This is a genomic window from Saccharomonospora amisosensis (genome assembly GCF_011761185.1).
GTDB lineage: Bacteria > Actinomycetota > Actinomycetes > Mycobacteriales > Pseudonocardiaceae > Saccharomonospora_A > Saccharomonospora_A amisosensis.
Map to the genome: position 1 here is coordinate 207,696 of NZ_JAAOYM010000002.1, position 17,823 is coordinate 225,518.

At 68.1% G+C, this 17,823-nt stretch carries 20 protein-coding genes; 12 read left to right on the forward strand and 8 right to left on the reverse strand.

What is annotated here, in order from left to right:
* Positions 1 to 13 precede the first annotated feature (13 nt).
* The 7 genes from FHU38_RS24120 (at position 14) to FHU38_RS24150 (ending at position 6,738) form a co-directional block, all read left to right on the forward strand.
* The gene (locus FHU38_RS24120) at positions 14 to 1,339 is read left to right on the forward strand and encodes a sensor histidine kinase (RefSeq protein ID WP_313886905.1); all 1,326 of its coding nucleotides are present in this window, start codon (positions 14 to 16) and stop codon (positions 1,337 to 1,339) included.
* 48 nt (positions 1,340 to 1,387) lie between these two features.
* Positions 1,388 to 2,227: a S49 family peptidase gene (locus FHU38_RS24125; RefSeq protein ID WP_167176711.1), complete on the forward strand. Its 840-nt coding sequence runs from the start codon at positions 1,388 to 1,390 to the stop codon at positions 2,225 to 2,227.
* Positions 2,228 to 2,362: 135 nt separating this feature from the next.
* Positions 2,363 to 3,109, forward strand: coding sequence for a LytR/AlgR family response regulator transcription factor (locus FHU38_RS24130; protein ID WP_243852780.1), 747 nt, complete (start codon positions 2,363 to 2,365; stop codon positions 3,107 to 3,109).
* A 6-nt stretch (positions 3,110 to 3,115) separates the two neighbouring features.
* Positions 3,116 to 3,607, forward strand: a complete 492-nt coding sequence (locus FHU38_RS24135) for a hypothetical protein (protein ID WP_167176715.1) — start codon at positions 3,116 to 3,118, stop codon at positions 3,605 to 3,607.
* 39 nt (positions 3,608 to 3,646) lie between these two features.
* The gene (locus tag FHU38_RS24140) at positions 3,647 to 5,407 is read left to right on the forward strand and encodes a sodium/solute symporter (RefSeq protein ID WP_167176717.1); all 1,761 of its coding nucleotides are present in this window, start codon (positions 3,647 to 3,649) and stop codon (positions 5,405 to 5,407) included.
* Positions 5,408 to 5,476: 69 nt separating this feature from the next.
* Positions 5,477 to 5,833, forward strand: coding sequence for a rhodanese-like domain-containing protein (locus FHU38_RS24145; protein WP_167176719.1), 357 nt, complete (start codon positions 5,477 to 5,479; stop codon positions 5,831 to 5,833).
* A 5-nt stretch (positions 5,834 to 5,838) separates the two neighbouring features.
* Positions 5,839 to 6,738, forward strand: a complete 900-nt coding sequence (locus FHU38_RS24150) for a DUF4328 domain-containing protein (protein WP_208416922.1) — start codon at positions 5,839 to 5,841, stop codon at positions 6,736 to 6,738.
* 167 nt (positions 6,739 to 6,905) lie between these two features.
* Here FHU38_RS24150 and FHU38_RS24155 read toward each other — a convergent pair whose 3' ends face one another.
* The gene (locus FHU38_RS24155) at positions 6,906 to 8,072 is read right to left on the reverse strand and encodes a cytochrome P450 (RefSeq protein ID WP_167176721.1); all 1,167 of its coding nucleotides are present in this window, start codon (positions 8,070 to 8,072) and stop codon (positions 6,906 to 6,908) included.
* Between the two features lie 108 nt (positions 8,073 to 8,180).
* Between FHU38_RS24155 and FHU38_RS24160 the strand changes: the two genes are divergently transcribed.
* Complete coding sequence (locus tag FHU38_RS24160) at positions 8,181 to 9,035, forward strand: hypothetical protein (protein ID WP_313886897.1); 855 nt, start codon at positions 8,181 to 8,183, stop codon at positions 9,033 to 9,035.
* On the opposite strand, the gene FHU38_RS24165 is transcribed toward FHU38_RS24160, so the two are convergent.
* From FHU38_RS24165 to FHU38_RS24175, 3 genes are all read right to left on the reverse strand, one after another.
* Entirely contained in the window at positions 9,032 to 9,598 is a 567-nt protein-coding gene (locus FHU38_RS24165) for a GNAT family N-acetyltransferase (protein WP_167176723.1), read from the reverse strand. The two genes, FHU38_RS24160 and FHU38_RS24165, sit on opposite strands and share 4 nt — an antisense overlap.
* Positions 9,595 to 10,851 carry a hypothetical protein gene (locus tag FHU38_RS24170; protein ID WP_208416923.1) on the reverse strand — a complete coding sequence of 419 codons (1,257 nt, stop codon included), beginning with the start codon at positions 10,849 to 10,851 and terminating at the stop codon, positions 9,595 to 9,597. The genes FHU38_RS24165 and FHU38_RS24170 overlap by 4 nt, the downstream gene beginning before the upstream one ends.
* 125 nt (positions 10,852 to 10,976) lie before the next feature.
* Positions 10,977 to 11,540, reverse strand: a complete 564-nt coding sequence (locus tag FHU38_RS24175; protein ID WP_313886898.1) for a GNAT family N-acetyltransferase — start codon at positions 11,538 to 11,540, stop codon at positions 10,977 to 10,979.
* Positions 11,541 to 11,643: 103 nt separating this feature from the next.
* Between FHU38_RS24175 and FHU38_RS24180 the strand changes: the two genes are divergently transcribed.
* The 4 genes from FHU38_RS24180 (at position 11,644) to FHU38_RS24195 (ending at position 14,405) form a co-directional block, all read left to right on the forward strand.
* A complete protein-coding gene (locus FHU38_RS24180) occupies positions 11,644 to 12,519 on the forward strand; it encodes a DUF5926 family protein (protein WP_167176725.1) in 876 nt (291 codons plus the stop codon).
* Positions 12,519 to 12,875, forward strand: coding sequence for a DUF952 domain-containing protein (locus FHU38_RS24185; protein WP_167176727.1), 357 nt, complete (start codon positions 12,519 to 12,521; stop codon positions 12,873 to 12,875). Before FHU38_RS24180 ends, FHU38_RS24185 begins: the two co-directional genes overlap by 1 nt.
* An 81-nt stretch (positions 12,876 to 12,956) precedes the next feature.
* Complete coding sequence (locus FHU38_RS24190) at positions 12,957 to 13,532, forward strand: SigE family RNA polymerase sigma factor (RefSeq protein ID WP_390623330.1); 576 nt, start codon at positions 12,957 to 12,959, stop codon at positions 13,530 to 13,532.
* Positions 13,533 to 13,535: 3 nt separating this feature from the next.
* The gene (locus tag FHU38_RS24195) at positions 13,536 to 14,405 is read left to right on the forward strand and encodes a hypothetical protein (protein WP_167176729.1); all 870 of its coding nucleotides are present in this window, start codon (positions 13,536 to 13,538) and stop codon (positions 14,403 to 14,405) included.
* A gap of 86 nt (positions 14,406 to 14,491) precedes the next feature.
* On the opposite strand, the gene FHU38_RS24200 is transcribed toward FHU38_RS24195, so the two are convergent.
* The 4 genes from FHU38_RS24200 to FHU38_RS24215 all read right to left on the reverse strand — a co-directional run bounded on the left by FHU38_RS24200 (position 14,492) and on the right by FHU38_RS24215 (position 17,680).
* Entirely contained in the window at positions 14,492 to 15,043 is a 552-nt protein-coding gene (locus FHU38_RS24200) for a ferritin (RefSeq protein ID WP_167176731.1), read from the reverse strand.
* A 142-nt stretch (positions 15,044 to 15,185) separates the two neighbouring features.
* Positions 15,186 to 16,370 carry an arginine deiminase gene (locus tag FHU38_RS24205; RefSeq protein ID WP_167176733.1) on the reverse strand — a complete coding sequence of 395 codons (1,185 nt, stop codon included), beginning with the start codon at positions 16,368 to 16,370 and terminating at the stop codon, positions 15,186 to 15,188.
* A 216-nt stretch (positions 16,371 to 16,586) separates the two neighbouring features.
* Positions 16,587 to 16,775: a hypothetical protein gene (locus FHU38_RS24210; protein WP_167176735.1), complete on the reverse strand. Its 189-nt coding sequence runs from the start codon at positions 16,773 to 16,775 to the stop codon at positions 16,587 to 16,589.
* A 92-nt stretch (positions 16,776 to 16,867) separates the two neighbouring features.
* Positions 16,868 to 17,680: a CPBP family intramembrane glutamic endopeptidase gene (locus FHU38_RS24215; RefSeq protein WP_167176737.1), complete on the reverse strand. Its 813-nt coding sequence runs from the start codon at positions 17,678 to 17,680 to the stop codon at positions 16,868 to 16,870.
* Between the last annotated feature and the right edge of the window lie 143 nt (positions 17,681 to 17,823).

The following is a 17,823-nucleotide window of genomic DNA, read 5'->3' on the forward strand; positions in this document are numbered from 1 at the left end:
GCGAACGCAGAGCATTGACGCCGTGTCCAGGCTGCTGACCACGCCGATCATCCCCTGGGGAGTAGCGGGGGCGTGCTTCGTCGTGCTCGTGGCCGTCCTGCTCCGCGGCCGCAAACCGACCAACGCGGTGGACAACGCCGTGCTCGAAGCGGTTTACGTGATGTCGCAGGCGCCGCTGGAGCTGCGGGAAGGGCTCGACCAGGCGGCTGCCGACAAGGTCACCACGCGCCTGCTGCAACTGCTGAAGTGCCTCGCCGTCGGCATCACCGACGGGCAGGGGACGTTGTTGTCGTGGGACGGTGAGGCCAACGACCACTACGTCGACCTGGTCGAATCCATCGGCATGGCCATCAGGAAGCATCGCCGCGAGGTGGTCTCCCACGACAAATTGCCGTGCAACCACCGGGGTACCTGCCGGATGCGGACCGCGGTGATGGTGCCGCTGATCGTCGAGGACGACGTCGAAGCGGTACTGATCGTGGTCGGCCGCACCAGCAAGAAGGTGGTGCACATGGCCGACGCCGTGGCCAAGTTCGTCGGAACCCAACTCGAGGCCGCCCGGCTCGAGGAAACCAAGAACCAACTGCACCAGGCCGAGATCAAGGCGCTGCGGGCGCAGATCTCACCGCACTTCGTCTACAACGCGCTCAACACCATCTCGTCGCTGATCCGCACCGATCCCGAAGAAGCCCGCGAACTGCTGCAGGACTTCGCCGACTTCACCCGCTACTGCTTCCGCACCGAAGGCACCTTCACCACGCTCTCCGACGAGCTGCGCAACATCGACAGGTACCTGACCATCGAGAGCGCCCGCTACGGCGGCAGGCTCAACGTGCGACTCAAGGTGGCGCCGGAGGTGCAGTCGGTGGTGGTGCCGTTCCTGCTCATCCAGCCGCTGGTGGAGAACGCGGTCAAGCACGGCATCTCCAAGAAGCCCGGCGGCGGCACGGTGACGGTCACCGCGCAGGACCACGGCACCGACGCCGAGATCAGCGTCGAGGACGACGGAGTCGGCATGGACCCCGCGCTGTTGGACGGGATGCGGGACTCCCGCAGCAGCGCGCACATCGGGCTGACAGGCATCAACCGCCGGATGAGCCAGGTGTATGCCAACAAGTACTCGCTGATGGTGGAGACCGCGCCGGGCGCTGGCATGAAGGTGACGATGCGCGTGCCGAAGTTCGTCAGGGGCGTGCGGCCCGACATGCTCAGCTTCGCCACCGACATGCCCGTACAGAAGGGCCAGTCCGGCCAGTCCGGCCAGTCCGGCCAATCGTTGCCCTCCGGTGCCCGCCGCGCGATCGGCGGTACGCGATCCGGCCTGGTCGCCAGCGAGTGATCAGCCCGGTAGGGGCAACCGGCCGCTCGCCATCACTAGGCTGGAGGCATGAGCCGTACCGACAAGCTGGTCTCTCGCATCCCCAAGCTCGGTGGTCGAGTCGAACGCAAGGATGTCGTCGCGGTGGTGAAGCTGCACGGTGTCATCAACCCGCAGCCTTCGCCGCTCGCCAGGGGTGTCATCAACCTCGCTTCCGTCGAGTCCGCGCTCACCAGGGCGTTCGGACACGACCGGCTCAAGGCCGTCGCGCTGCAGATCAACTCGCCAGGCGGTGCGCCGACACAGTCGGGGCTCGTGGCCGAGCGCATCCGCCAGCTCGCCGACAGCAAAGAGGTGCCCGTGCTGGCGTTCGCAGAGGACGTCGCCGCCTCGGGTGGGTACTGGCTGGCCTGCGCCGCCGACGAGATCTACGCCCATCGCACGTCGCTGGTCGGCTCCATCGGCGTGATCACCGGTTCCTTCGGGTTCACCGGCCTGCTCGAACGCTTCGGAGTGGAGCGCAGGCTCTACACCGCGGGCGAGAACAAGTCGCGGCTCGACCCGTTCAGCCCGGAGAAACCCGAGGACGTCGAGTGGCTGCGCAAACTGCACGGCCAGTTGCACGACATGTTCGTCGATTGGGTCAGGCAGCGCAGGGGTGAGCGACTGGTGGAGTCGGAGGAACTCTTCAACGGCGACGTCTGGTTGGGCGCGAAGGCGCAGGAACTCGGCCTCATCGACGGCCTCGGTAACCTCCGCGAGGTGATGCGGGAGCGCTACCCGGACGCGGAACTCGTGGTGGCCGAGCCGAAGAAGCCGCTGCTGGCAAGGCTCGGTATCGGCGCTCCCGCCGCCGCGGCGCTGGATGCGCTCGCCAATCGCGCGGCCTGGTCCCGTTTCGGGCTGTAACCGCCCGTTCGCCCGGCCGCGTAGTAGACAGCACCTCCTTCACAGGGCAGGATGCGTTTCACTGTGAGTGCTCACGATGAAACACGAAAGCTGCTCGTTCTTGCCGTTGACGACGAGCTGCCGGGTCTCGACCAGCTGAGGCATTGTCTTGAGTCGAACCCGCACGTGGGTCGTGTGATCCCGGCGGTGGACGCTTCCGAGGCGCTGCGCTTCCTCGGGTCGGAGGACGCGGAGATCAGCGCACGCAAGAGCAGCGGGATGGCACCCGTCGACGCGGTGTTCGCCGACATCTCCATGCCGGGGTTGTCGGGCATGGAGATGTCGAGGGTGTTCGCCTCACTCAACCCGGCCCCTGTGCTGGTCTTCGTGACCGGCTACGCGTCGGAGGCCGTGGAGGCCTTCGACCTAGGCGCGGTCGACTACGTGCTCAAGCCCGCCAGGCAGGAGCGCATCGACAAGGCGCTGTCCCGGGTGCTGGAGAAGCTCAAATCCACCCCGGCGCCGGACCCCTCCGCGGCCGTGGACCAGACCAGGACCGACGACGAGGTGATCCCCGTCGAACTCGGCGGGACCACCAAGCTCATCCCGCGTTCGTCGGTGCGTTGGGTGGAGGCGCAGGGCGACTACGCGCGGCTGTTCACCAACGAGGGCAGCCACCTCGTGCGCATCCCGCTCGCGCAACTCGAGGAGCGCTGGGAGAAGGCGGGTTTCGTCCGGATTCACCGCTCCTTCCTCGTCGCGCTGCCGTTGATCACGGAGTTGCGCATGGGACAGGGCGGTTATCAGGTCGTCATCGGCAACGAGGAAAAGGTCCTGCCGGTCAGCAGGCGGCACACCCGCGAGCTGAAGGACAGGTTGGTCGGCACGTCCCGCGCCGGGTAGCGCGTCATGACCGACGAGGTGTACCGCAAGATCGACGGAATCCGGGAACCGGATCCGACGCTTGGCAGGAGCGTCCCGTCGCGGCAGCAGACATCTCGTCCCGCGATCCCGATACCGTCCGACGGCGACCCCGCGACGCTGCGCGCGCGCAGGCAGCGGGTAGTCCTCGCCGAACCGAGCCGCTCGCCCGGTGGCTTGCGTGCCAGGGTGGAGCTGGCGCAGCAGACCAGTTGGGGCGAGTTGCTGATCAGTGACCTGATCAAGGCGCAGTTGCGCAGCGGCGTGCTGCTCGCCGTGCTTGCCGCCTTCGTACTCGGCGCGCTGCCGCTGGCCTTCTACTTCTCACCGACGCTGGCCACCCTTCGCTTCATCGGCCTGCCTGTGCCATGGCTACTGCTCGGCATCGCGCCGTTCCCGTTCCTGCTCGGGGTGGGCCTGTGGTACAACCGCTTGGCGGAGCGCCACGAACGAGATTTCGTCAACATGATCGAGAACTGAGCCGGGGGCGCGGCACCAGACGTTTGTGAGGAACTGTCCGTGCAGCTGAACCCGTGGGCCGTCGCCAGCGTGCTGGTGGTCGGGGTGGTGACCGTTTACCTCGGTCGCAGGATGTCCCGGTTCGCCAGCACCACCCACGATTTCCTCGTCGCGCGCCGCACCGTGCGTTCCCGCCGCAACGCCGCCGCAATCTCCGGCGAGTACATCTCTGCCGCCTCCTTCCTCGGCGTCGCCGGACTGGTGCTCAAGGACGGCGCCGACGCGCTGTGGTATCCCATCGGTTTCACGGCGGGCTTCCTGGCACTGATGATCTTCGTGGCGGCCCCGCTACGCCGCTCCGGCGCCTACACGCTGCCGGACTTCCTCGAGGCCAGGCTCGGCTCTCCAGCGTTGCGCACGGTCTCGACCTGGTTCGTCGTCTTCATCGGCGTGCTTTACATGCTTCCGCAGTTGCAGGGCGCGGGGTTGGCGCTCACCGCCATCACACCAGCGCCCGCCTGGATCGGCTCGGTGGGCGTGATGGTCGTCATCGCGCTCAACGTGGTTTCCGGCGGTATGCGCGCTATCACGCTGGTGCAGGCGTTTCAGTACTGGCTGAAGCTGTTCGCCATCGGAGTGCCCACCTTCCTGCTGTGCCTTGTGTTCCTCGGCGGGGCAGGCTCCGGCGCGGCGGGTTCGCTTGGCGAGCAGGCGCCACCGGAGTTCACCGAGGAGACCACGGTCGACATCCGGACGCCGGTGACGCTGCGCGTGGCCGAGACCACGCTGGTGACGGTGGTGGGGGAGCAGGAAGCGCTGTGGGTCCCTGGCAGGGAGTACCCCGTCAGCAGCGGAACCGAGCTGGTGTTCCCCTCCGGCAGCAAGGTGCCCGTGGTCAGCGACGGCGCGCTCGAAAACGCCAGTTGGCTGCGGCCGACGGAGACGTCGCAGGACCTGCTGTGGACGTACTCGCTGATGCTGGCGACCTTCCTCGGCACGATGGGGCTGCCGCATGTGCTCGTGCGCTTCTACACCAACCCCGACGGCAAGGCGGCGCGCAGGTCAACAGTGCAGGTGCTGCTGCTGTTGGGGCTGTTCTACCTGTTCCCCGTCCTCATCGGTGCGTTGTCGAGGCTCTATGTACCGAAACTGCTTGTGACCGGCCGAACCGATGCCGCCGTGCTCGAACTGCCCACCGCGATGCTGCCAGGACTGCTCGGCCAGCTCGTCGTCGCGGTGACGGCGGCAGGCGCGTTCGCCGCGTTCTTCTCGACCTGCTCCGGACTGCTGGTCAGCGTGGCGGGCGTGATCGCGACGGATCTGCTCGGCGGCAGGGTGCGCCACTTCAGGTTCGCGGCGGTGGCGGTAGCTGCCGTGCCGGCGGGCATCGCGGTAACCCTGCCCATCGACGACCTGTCGTTGAGCGTCGGGCTTTCCTTCGCGCTCGCCGCCTCCACGTTCAGCCCGCTGCTGCTGCTCGGTATCTGGTGGCGGGGGTTGACGTGGGTCGGCGCGATGGCGGGCATGTGCGTCGGGGGCGGCCTGGTACTCGTCGCTGTCGGGCTGAACATGCTGAGCAGGTACACCGGTGGCTGGGCACCGTGGTTCGTCACGCAACCTGCCCTGTTCACGGTCACAGCCGCGTTCGTCACCACGATCGTGGTGAGCAGGGGCACCGCCCGACGTGTCCCGGACGACGTCAATGCCGTGATGCTGCGGTTGCATGCCCCCGACCCGCTGGGTTTCATGCGCGACCGCGCGGTGGCTCGCTTCGGCAACGTGGACGACAGGGAGCGAGGCAGGGCGAAGCACCGCAGGTAGCCGTTTCGCACCTGGAACCGTGGGCGGGCTCACCGGCACGCAACGATCCGACATGCGACGATTGGGCACGTGCTTGACCGTGTCGAATCCGCACCGACGGCCTCCGTTGCCGACCTGCCCTCGACCGGACTGGCCCTGCTGGACGTGCGCGAGCCCGAGGAGTGGGCGGCAGGGCACGCACCCGAGGCCGTGCACATCCCGCTCGGCGAGCTTCCCGCACGTGCGGCCGAGTTGGCCGAGCTGCCCGACGACCAGCCAGTCTACGTGGTCTGCCGTGGCGGCGGCCGATCCGCTCACGCGGCGGCGTGGCTCAACGCGGCGGGAATCGTGGAAGCGGTGAACGTTGCAGGCGGAATGAAGTCCTGGGAGACCGAGGGCCGGCCCCTCGTCGGCGAGCGTTACGGCGCCCCGCCCGAGGTGCTCTGACCGCGATGCAGCAGCCAAGACGTCGGGTACGTTGGGTCGCCACCGTGCCTCCCGGTGCGCGGCCGCCCCGCCACGTCTCGGCACCCCAGCGCTACACCGGCCCGCCGTCGTACCAGGTCCCGCCCCGTTGGGGATTCCCGCACGTGGCATGGCGGTGGCCGACCGCGGTGCCCGGCACGGTGTCGGATCTGCCCGTGCCACCGCAGCGGCTTCGCATGATCGCGCGCAACGCGGTGACCGTGCTGTGGACGCTGGCACTGCTGGCCATGATCGCTGCTGGGGCGGAGAGCTGGCGCTATGCGCTGCTGGTGAGCAGTCGTGATTCGGCGCTCAGCGCGTCCGTCGTCGGTGCCTCGGACGCGCTGGTGCTGGCCTTCTCACTGCTGGCGTTCGTGCTCGCGCTGTTCGCGTTCGCGGGCGTGATGTGGTGGCTGTTCGTGGCCCGATCGGCGGCGGCGGAAGAAGCCGGGCAGCAGCCCGCCCGGCCGACGTGGCAGGTGGTGGCAGGCATCCTCGTGCCGGGCCTCAACCTGGTGCTGGCGGGCTCGATCCTCACCGAATTGGAGCACGCCGCGCTGCGTAGACCGGTGTACGCCCGCCCCCGGCCCTCGCGGCTGGTGCTGGGTTGGTGGGCGGCGTGGGTGGCCAATGGGGTGCTGCTCGTGCTGACCGTCGCCTGGCGAACGCGCGACGGCGTGCAGGCAGACGCCGATGGGGTGGTGCTGAGCGCGCTGACCGATCTGTCCGCGACGGTGCTGGCCGTGGTCACTGCGCTGGTCGTCCGCCGCATTACCCGGTTGATCGCGCCGATCGAAGCCGAACTGGTGCGCCCGGTGCGGGTGGTGGCTGTGAGGGGTGCGCCGCGCCTGTCACGGCGGGACCGCCCGACAACCGCAACCCGCTGACCCGCGAGTCCCCCGCTCACGCCCGCGAGTCCCCCGCTCACGCCCGCGAGTCCCCCGCTCACGCCCGCGAGTCCCCCGCTCACGCCCGCGAGTCCCCCGCTCACGCCCGCGAGTCCCCCGCTCACGCCCGCGAGTCCCGCGCTCCGCGACCCACAGCCGCATAGGTTTCAGACGGTCACAGGCAGGGTGCGCAGGCCCCGGATAACGAACTCCGGACGCCGTCGCGGCTGCCTTGCCAGGCGAAGCCCCGGCAACCGCTTCGCCAGCGCGGACAGCGCGGCGGCGATCTCGATCCGGGCCAACGGCGCGCCGAGGCAGTAGTGCACGCCGCCACCGAAGCCCAGATGCGGGTTCGGGTCCCTGCCGATGTCGAGTGTGTCCGGTTCGGTGAACACGTCGGGATCACGAGCGGCCGCGCCAAGCAGCGCGGCGATCTTCTCGCCCCGAGCGATGCGCCGCCCCGCGATCTCCACCTCGGTCGTGGCGGTGCGCTCGAACAGTTGCAGCGGTGAGTCGAACCTGATCAGTTCCTCCACAGTCGAAGCCGCCAGCGCTGGATCGGCCACCAGCCGGTCCCATTGCCCGCGGTGGGTCAGCAGCGCGTACGTTCCGTTGCCGAGCACGTTCACCGTCGCCTCGTGCCCTGCCATGAGCAGCAGCACCGCTGTCGCCACCACCTCGTCCTCGGTCAACTCGCTGGCGATGAGGTGGCTGAGCAGGTCGTCACCAGGGCTGGCCGACCGCTGCGCGGCGAGTACCCGCAGGTAGCCCGCGAACCGCGCCGCCGCCTGCTCCGCCGCGAGCTGCTGACCCTCGTCGATGCCGTATTCGTACATCTTGACGATCGCGTTGCTCCAGGTCACCAGCCGCGGGCCGTCCCGCTCGGGTATGCCCAGCAGTTCGGTGATCACCACAACCGGGAGCGGTTGCGCGAGGTGTTCCAGCAGGTCGGCCTCGCCATCCGCGGTGATGTGCTCGGCGAGGGTCGCGACCAGCCTCGCGGCCAGTGCCTCCACAGCCGGACGTAGCCGTTCGACGTGGCCCCTGGCGAACGCGGCCGCCACCAGCCTGCGCAACCGCGTGTGCGCGGGCGGCTCGTTCTCCAGCAGGGAATTGCGGTGCAGCATGTTGAACGACACGAACCGTTCGGCGGGTGTCGCGTCGGTCCAGATCCGGCCGAGGTCGCGGTGCCGCAGCACCGACGACGCCGCGGGGTGCGACACGGCGATGAAAAGACCGAGTCCCTCGTGCCAGTGCACCTCGCCACGAGCACGCAGTCTGTGAAATTCGCGGTACGGGTCGGCGATGAACGTGGGGTCGTCAGCGACGAACATCGGGCGAGCGTAGCTCGCACGCAATCGAGCCGGCTGCGTCTTCCTGATGAACTGTGGTCGCGGCTGCTGCGGTGCCGCGCACTTGTAGGGCTGGCCGCTTACCTGCTCGTGCGCCTGGTAGGCGTCGGCGTGCTGGCGGGCATGGCGGCTCGGCAGGGTGTGCCGCTGCTCGGCGAGCTGACGGCGTGGGATGGGCAGTGGTACCTCGGCATCGCAGAGCGCGGCTATGACGGGGTGGGTGAGGCGTCGCTCGACGCGGACGGCCAGCCCTACTCGTCCGCCCCCTACGGCTTCTTCCCGCTCTATCCGGGGTTGGTATCGGCGGTCGCCGACGTTCCGGGACTGTCGACGGCGACGGCCGGCCTCATCGTGTCCAGCGTGGCCGGGCTCGCGGGGGTGCCGGCGATCATGCGGATTGCGGCACACGTCGACCCCCGGCCACGTGTGGGCCTACTCCTCGTCGTGCTCGCCGCCGGCGCACCGATGGCGATCACCCTCTCGATGGTCTACACCGAGGCCCTCTGGGTCGCGGTGATCGCGCGGACGGGCCAGACGTGGCAAGAGGTCGAGTGGGTCGGTTGGCATTTCCGGTGGGACTTCGGGGCCGAGGCGCTCGAGTGGATCACGCGCGGCCTGCTCGATGACTCGCCGGTCATGGTCACCGTTGGGGTGTGCGTGGTCCTGGGCGCCATGTCCCTCGCGGCGCTCGGCGCTGTGCGGCGGCTGCCGTGGCCGCTGGTGGCCTACGGCGCGGGCATCGTGGTGTTGATGCTCGGTTCGTCGGGCATTCCGCACGCCAAGCCGCGGTTCATACTCGTGGGCGCGTTCGTGTTGCTGATCCCGGTCGCCGTCGGGCTCGCTCGGCGCCGAACGAGTACCCAGCTCGCCGCGCTGACGCTGTTTGTCCTCGGTTGCGCTTGGTACAGCGCGCACGCCCTCGCGGTGTGGCGCTATGCGATCTAGCCGGCGCTGGGCGTCCATTCGTCGGCGAGTATCGAGAACAACACCGAGTCGCGCCACGCGCCGTTGGTGAACACGTGGTCGCGTAGGACTCCCTCGCGGGTGAAGCCGACCCGCTCGACGACGGCGAGGCTTGCGGCATTCTCGGGACCGATCGCAGCGGACACCCGGTGCCGTCCGAGGGGACCGAACGCGAAGTCGAGCATGGTTCGCACGGCGTCGGTTGCGTAGCCGCGGCGCTGGTGGTCGTGCGCGATGGCGTAACCGAGCTTTGCCGCTTGGACGCCGGCGAATGCCAGCCGGGCGAAGCCGACGAGCTGGTCGTCGTCGAGGGGCGTCACCGCGAGGTAGTACTCGGTTCGCGGCTGCTGCTGGGCGCGCTCGAGGATGCCCGTGAGCATGTCGCGAGCCTGGTCGCGGTCGCGCGAGTTGAACGACAGGTACCAGGTGACGCGGTCGTCGCCGACGAGGCTGCACACACCGTCGATGTCGTCGTCGGTGAACTCGCGGAGGCGTACGCGTTGGCCGGCGAGTGCTACCCGCTCGGTCGCTTGCTGACTGGTCACGACGGCAAGGCTATGCGTTCGCTGGTGAACGTGTGGAGGTGCTCGGATAGCTCGGCGGCGGTCCTCCCGCCTTCGACGCCAACGAGAGCCCGGCTGACCTGTTCGACCGAGGTCACCACGTCGTGAATCCGCTTCGCCGGAGGAAGCTCAAGCACGGGTGCAACGGCTTCGGCGGCGCCCTCGAGTTGTCCGCGGTGAATCCTCGCGATGGCGAGCGCGCACCGGGTGCCGGCCTCGTCGCCGAACGCGCGGTCGACGTCGGGAGCGTGCGTGTAGGCTGCGAGTGCTTCCCCTGCGACCGACTCGGCGTGCTCGGCCTCGTCCGCGCCGGCCCACGCGAGGGCATCAGCGGCGTAGTAGAGCTGGCGCGGGCGGTTGAACGTGCAGAGTCCGCCCAGTTCGTCCAGCTCGTCGCGGTAGGCGCGTTCGCGGGCTTCGGTGGCGCGGTCGATCGCGGCGCGCGCCTCGGCGAGGTTGCCTTGAGCAGCGAGACTGCGCGCTTCGCTCGCGGCGAGCCAGACGGCGGACGTGCCCCGTGTGCGGGCGGCGAAGTCGGCGCCGCGCTGGGCGTAGCGCACGGATTCACTGAGTTGGCCGGACCAATAGGCGATGAGGGCTTGCAGTCCTCGCACCAATGCGCGTAGTCCGTCGTGGCCGGCGTTGTCGGCGGCCGAGTAGGCGGCGCGGGCATGGGTCATGGCGTCGTGGGGTGCGCCGAGGTCGTGCGAGGCCTTCGCCACGAGCCCAGAGGAGACGCCGACGAGCAAGTACAGCTCTCGGGCTTGGTCCGGGCGCTGGTGTCCTTCGAGCAGGCCGAACGCTCGCGCTTGAGTCGCGGTGATGTCGCTGAGCAGTTCGTCGAGCGGCTGCTGCTGGTAGGCCACCGTGAGCCGGCGAACGTCGTCGGCGAGTTGGTCGAGGGTCTCGGTACCCACAGTTGTGGCCTCCGTTCGTGTCGAGAAGTCGCGGGCGCGCTCTGCGGCCTGCGCGACTAGTTGCCCCTGCCAGTCGTCGCGCTGGTTGCCTCGGCGAGTCGACATGTGGGCTTCGGGTGGTGCTGCGATGGCACCGAGGCCGTAGGGCTGGCCGAGCAGACGCGAGGCAGGCTCGCCGAACAACTGCTCGAGCGCGGCCTGCGCATGCGGGTAGGGCATCGTCGCGACTTCGCCGGCGACCCATCGGTATGCCTGGCGCTCCGAGAGGTCCGTGCCGGCGACCTCGGCGTACCGCTTACGCAGGCCTTCCCGCTTCATGTGCCGCTGCCGTAGCACCTGCTCAAGGGATGACGTTCTGCTCGGCTCGGCGCGTTTGCGAGTAGTTCGAGGGCCTCGCGCAGGTTCCGGCACTGCGACGGTGGGCCGGACGATGTCGGGCCTCGCTAGCCGCGAGTCCGCCACTCCTGCGCGAGGACGGAGTACAGAATCGAGTCGCGCCATGCGCCGCCTGTGAACACGTGGTCACGCAACACGCCCTCACGGGTGAAGCCGAGCTGCTCCACGAGCGCAAGGCTGACGGCGTTCTCCGGGCCGACCGCGGCCGTCACCCGGTGCAGCCCGAGCGTGCCGAACCCGAAGTCGAGCATGGTTCGCACGGCGTCTGTGGCATAGCCGCGTCGCTGGTAGTCGTGCGCGATGGCGAACCGCAGTTCAGCGGCCTCGAAATCACCCAGCAACAGCCGCGTGAAGCCGACCACCCGGTCCTCACCAAGCGAAGTCACGGCCAGGTAGTAGTCGCTGCGAGGACACAACCTCGCGCGTTCGATGATCCCGTCGAGCAGTTGGCGGGCCTGCTCGGCGTTGCGTGAGTTGATGTTCAGGTAGTAGGTGACCCGGTCGTCGCCCACGATGCCCCTGACACCATCCAGGTCGTCAGCGGAGAACTCGCGCAGGCGAACCCGCCTCCCGGTAAGCGCCACCCGCTCCGTAGTCAGCCGAGCCCGCACAACACCAAGGCTAGTCGCCCGAGCACCGCCTTTGTCTCCGTCCTAACCTTGGACCACAGCCAGTGCCGTCGACACCACCGCACAACCCGCAGGAGGCGAGAACGTGGGCAAGGCCGCGCGCAAGAAGGGTCCGAAGGCGGGCCGCAAACCCAAGGTCCGGGACGTCTTCGTGGCGCGCCCCTTCGAAGGGCTCGCGGCGGAACCCGAGCTGATCGCGCTGCGGGAGTTCGTGCCCTCCGCGACCGCCGCGTTGACCCTACGTGACGATCCCGAGCGCAAGATCACGCTCGGCACGGTACTGCCGATGGCCGCCGCCGCGCTCGTGCGCTCCGACGGTGAGGTCTTCCTCGGGATGCAGGTGCAGACGCGCTCGTCGGACATCAGCCGAGACCTCGGCCGGTCACTGCGTTGGGCACTTGAGGCGAAACCCGGCACGGTGCTCTCGGTTCCGGACACCACGAGCGAGGCCGTGGAGGGTGAGCGGTTGCAGGATCTGCTGGCGGCGGACGCCGAACTGGACGTGCGACTGCACGAGGACTTCTCGTGGTGGCTCGCCGAGGACACCGAGCCCACCGGTGAGGTGGCGATGTCACTGGAACGGGCCAACGCCGCGATCATGCCGACCGAGCGGCTCAGCCCCGGTGCGTACTGGGTGCTCGCCGGAGAGAAGGCACACCTGCGCTGGGTGTGGTCGGCTGACGAGAACCGCCTGCTGCAAGCGCTTGCGCGACTGTCGGCCGCTGGCACGCTCACCCTCGGGGAAGGAACCAGGTACGCGGGATCCTTCCGTGCCCACGGCCTGCTGGTGCCGGTGTGGGACCTCGACCCGGAAGCACATGCCCGGGAATGGATCGAGCCCGCCAAGCAGTTGGGCTCGCGGCTGGAGTCCGCGCTCGCCTCGCTGGACGGCGAGCCGTTGAACGCCGCGGAGCGCAGGGCGAGGGACGGCCTGATCGGTCGGCAACTGACCCTGCGCTGATGATCTTGCACATCTGCTCTGAGGCGGACTGGGCGGGCGTCGCGGACAGCGAGCACTACCGCACACGGTCGCTGCACGAGGTGGGGTTCATCCACTGCTCCGACCTCGGCACCGTTCACCTGCCCGCCACCCGGCTCTATCGAGGCCGCACCGACCTGTTCCTGTTGCGGATCGACCCCCAACTGCTGGACGTGCCGCTGCGCTGGGAGCCGGGGGTGCCGCCCGAGCCGCAGAGCCCGTGGTTTCCGCATGTGTACGGCCCGATCCCGAAAGCAGCGGTGCTGTCGGTGCATCCGTTCCCGCCGTTGCGGGACGGGTCGTTCCAGCCACCGTCCGAACTCGCCGGACTGAACTGAACACACCAAGGCAACCTCCCCGCACCTCCCGTGCGTGCAGACGTCGAGCCAGGTGAACGGCCACGGAAGGGAGGCGTTACCGTGACCGCATTCGTGCCCGCCGTCGCAAGGGGAGACGGCTGGGCGGGCACAGTCGGTCGGGAGAGGGGATCGGTCGTGCCTGGCGACCTCGCGGACTTCGAGGAGTTCGTGCAGGCGACGCTGCCTGGGTTGCTGCGGTACGGGCACGCGCTGACTGGCAACCCGCATGACGCGGCCGACCTCGTGCAGACGGTGCTGGAGAAGATCGGCTCGCGCTGGGGCCAGGTATTGCGCAAGACCGGTGACCCGCTTGCCTACGTGCGCCGTTCCATGACCAACGCTCACATCAGTAGGTGGCGGCGGCACCGCAGGGAGAACCTGGTCGCGGAGCTTCCGGAGCCGAACCCGCACACGCCCGCTGACCCCTTCGAGCACGAGCCGCTGTGGCGAGCGCTGCGGGAGCTGCCGCCGAGGCAACGCGCGGTGATCGTCCTGCGCTACTACGAGGGGTTGTCCGAGGTCGAGATCGCCGACGCACTCGGGGTTAGCCCAGGCACCGTGAAGAGTCAGGCGAGCAAGGCGATCGCGTCGCTGCGCGGCAGGCTGCGAGACGACAGAGCTCCCGAGGGGAGGTGACGGATGGACGGCCAAGGCGAGAACCGGGACGGCGATCCGGGACCCGACAGTGGCGAGGAACTGGACGTCGAACTGCGCAGGTTGTTTTCCGACGACCGGCTGGACGTCGCGCCTACTTCGGATGCGGGCCAACGAATCATCGCGGGTGCGAGGCGGCTGCGGCGCCGTCGCAGGGCGTTGGTGAGCGGTGCCGCGACCTTCGTGGTGGCCGGCTTGGTGGCAGGCGGAGTTCTACTTGGTGAGCTGGGCAAGCCCGAGGGAAACTCTGACGTCCAGATCGCCGCGCCACCGGCCGGCGACCGGGCTGCCGCCTCGCAGCCCGCGCCCCCGACGATCCTGGACAGGCCACAGGGTGAGGGCCGAGCGGGTCGGTCACCGGAAGCCGAACCCCGCACCGAGACCGAGCGCACCGTCGCCGGTTCGGAGCCCGCGAGCACACCGACAACTGTGCCACCGGCGAGGGGCACCGTCATGATGGCCGAGCCCGCGCTCCGCCATGACGGTTACAAGGATCTGCGGCTCGGTATGCGCTACGAGCAGGCCGTGGCGACGGGCATGCTGACCTCGGACGCGCAGCCCCCGCCACCCGACGGGAGCTGCATGCGCTACGCGCTGGCCGAAGGCGCCTACGCGATCGAGGACGTGGTGATCTCGGCCGAGCACGGGGTCGTGGCCTTCAACGCGTCGAAGGCGCGGACGACCGAGGGCGTCGGGGCCGGTTCTTCGGAGAGACAGGTACGGGCTGCCTACGACGATCTCACTGTGGAAACCGACGGCTACTCGGTAGCGGTGGGCAACGCCCGCTATCACCTCGCCGTTTCGCAGGGGTCGGTCATGCGGTTGCGTTTGCTCGCGCAACCCTGGCCCTGCTGAATCGTCGGCGCGAGCGTGCTCGCGCCGCATATGAACAAACCCGGGCTGCTCCACAGGGGGAGAGCCCGGGTTTGTTTCGCAACGGGTCAGAGCTTGCCGCCGGCCACAGGTGGCATCGTGGGGTCGGTCCCTTCGTCGGTGGCCGACTCCCGGTACAGGAACTGCTCCACGTCGGAAAGGTTGCCGTTCGCGCGGTCGACGACGTTGAGCAGTGTCGACATCTTCGCGATCTCCTCGACCTGCTCCTTGAGGAACCACTGGATGAACTGCTCACCGGTGTAGTCGTCCTCTTCGCGGGCCGCCTTGGCGAGTGTCTGGATGTCCGAAGCGACCCCCTTCTCCTGTTCCAGGGCGAGCTCGATCAGTTGGCGCGCTTCTGAGAAGTCGTTGCGCACCTCGCCGGTACCCGGAATCTCGACGTGGTGGTCGGTGTCCATCATGTACCGCACCAGTGCGAGGGCGTGGTTGCGCTCCTCCATCGCCTGCTTGTAGAAGTACCTCGCCAGCTGCGGCAGGTCCTCGTTGTCGAACCACACAGCCAGCGCGACATACTGTTGCGAGGCGTTGAACTCGTTTTGGATCTGAGCCTGCAGCAATTCGTAGAACTTCGAACGCGGATGCTTCTTCAAGGTGGCCATATATTCAAAATAGTGTAGTTCGGCGCTGTCCTCCAATGGCGAGGGGTGAGGTAGAACCCAGTTGTGGACAGCAGATCCGGATAGGCTTCGCTAATTTCGATTAGGCTGTCCTAAAGGAATTCGGTTAGGGAAGCCTTTCTTTTCAGACCGAATCTCGGGCGACGGGGCACGACATACACCTCGGGCCACCTCTGCCTGACCCCAGTTCCGAGCCCGCGATGCGTAGCACCTCAATGCCCGCCTCCTCCAGTCGCGCGTTGGTCTCGACGTTGCGCTCGTAGCCGACCACGACCCCTGGTGCGACAGCGAGCGTGTTGTTGCCGTCGTCCCACTGTTCTCGCTCGGCTGTCACTGGGTCCAGGCCTGTGTCGATCACGTGTAAGCGGTCGATACCCATCGCTTCGGCCGCCGCGTCGAGGAACGGTGCGGGCCCGTCGACACGCAGCCCGCCGTCCTCACCGGGCCGCAGTGTGTACGCCACCAGTGATTCCCTGGCCAACGGGTACATCACCACGGCATCCCGGCCGATCATCGTGCACACGGTGTCCAGGTGCATCGTCGCACGGTTCTGCGCGATCGGGACCGCCAGCACGGTATGCGCGATCTCGTCAGCGAACGCCGACCTGGCGAGCGATTCGGCACCCGCCGCGCTGGTGCGCTCGCCCACTCCGACGGCCAGCACACCGGGCGCCAGCAGCAGCACATCGCCACCCTCGATCGGCGCTGAGTGCGCGCCGTACGCCCTGACCGCTCCGCGGAAGCGGGGGTGATAGGCATACACGATGTCGAGCAGCGCTGTCTCCCTTCGCCGCGCGGGCATCGCCAGCGAGGCGATAGCGACCCTGTCGGTGATCCACACCGACGAGTCCCTGGTGAACAGGAGGTTCGGCAGCGGGTCCACCGCGAAGTCGTGAGGGTGGTGCATCTTGCGCACCAGGGAGGCGCCCTCCGACGCAGGCAGTTCCTCGAAGGTCATGCCCGACATGAGCACTTTACCCAGCACCGCGGCGTCCACTCCCGACAGGTATGACCGCAGCGAATCCGCGAGATCGTCGCCGAGGCGCCTGTTGTCCACAGCCGCGTGGACACCCGCCACACGCGCTCTCGGGTCCTCGAGCGCCGCCTGTAGCAGGTCGGTCAGCAGTAGTACCTCAACCCCTCGCCCTCGCAGCACTTTAGCGAAGGCGTCGTGTTCCTCCTGGGCGCGGTCTACCCACGGGATCGAGTCGAACAGCAACTGGTCGTTGTTGCGCGGGGTCAACCTCTTGAGCTCGTCGCCGGGCCGGTGCAGCAGGACCGACCGCAGTGGACCGACCTCACTTTCCACTCGAGACCGGGGACCGTATGACGCGGTTCGCTGGCTGTCGAAGTCGTCAAGACTCGGAACGCTGTCAAGGCTTGGTGGGGTCACAACCGCGAGCGTAATGACCCGGGGCACCTTCCGCGGTCCCACGAAACGACGCGGCGCGGCGGGCTAACGATCGAGTCGCTTCGGCCCGCTTTCCTCTCGATGTGCCAACGTCTACCCACGGATTCTTGCGCGCTAGGACTGCACGCGCTGCGGCCTCGCCGACTCGGTGACCACGGCCCACTGCGACTCGCTGGACGGCACGATCGTGAAGTGCCAGTTGTCCACGCCTCCGCCCATGATTTCGGCATACCGCTCCGCGGCGTCACGGTTCGCGAACCGGATCTCCTGGTCATTCACGCGGTGTGTGATCTTGCAGGCCATGGGAATCCCCTCCTTGTTCGACGGTGTCGACCCTCCGCATCCCCTGCCGGCCGACGCCTCTATTAGAACATATGTTCGAGTACTCGGCAACCTCACGGCAGCCAGGTCACATGGTCTCGCAGCACCGCGTAACCCACGAATGCCACCACGTCCAACAGGGTGTGAGCTGCGACGAGCGGCCACAGTCGATTGGTGCGCTGCCAAACCCTCCCGAACACCAAACCCATCAGCAGGTTTCCGACGAACCCGCCGATGCCCTGGTACAGGTGGTAGGAGCCGCGCAGAACGGCAGCGAGTAACAGCGAGGAGTTCTCCCTCAATCCCAACTGTCGCAGCCGGGTGAGCAGGTAGCCGACGACCAGCACTTCCTCGGCGAAGGCGTTGCCGAAGGCCGCGAGCGTCAGCGTGATCGGCCGCCACCAACTGTCGGTGAGCGTGGAAGGCTGCACCGCGAGGTTGAAGCCCAGTTGCCAGCCGACGAAGTACAGGGCGAGGCCGGGAATCCCGATGAGCGCCGCCAGTGCCGCCCCCGTCGCGAGGTCCCTGCCCGGCGCGCGGCGATCAAACCCGATCTCGACCAGCCGCATCCCGCCTCGCCACAGCAGGTACGACCCAAGTGCCCCCCAGCCGAGGAGCTGTACGACGCTCAGTAGTTGCTTGCCGAGATCGATCAGGTCGAGCGTGGCCTGCGGCGCGTTGATGGCCACCCGCTGTCGGCCGAGGGGTTCCGTCCGTAGCAGCGCGTCCAGCAGTGTCAGCAGGCTGCGCAGGCCCGACAGGCCAAGCGTGATACCGAATACGATGACGAGCTCGATGACGAGCCCACGCCGTTGAACAGGGTCGGTGACGACCGCGGGGCGTGGCGGCGCAGCAGGCCGCAACCAGTCACGTAGGCCGTTCGACACTGTGGCACGTTACATGATTCCCCGAAATCGCAGGCCGGGGCCGAGCGCGGCAACGAGTTGTGAACCTTCGCCGTTACTTTTCCACATGATCGTTCCCGATGGCACTAGGGTGCTACGGACGTAAAACCGCGACGAAGGAGGCA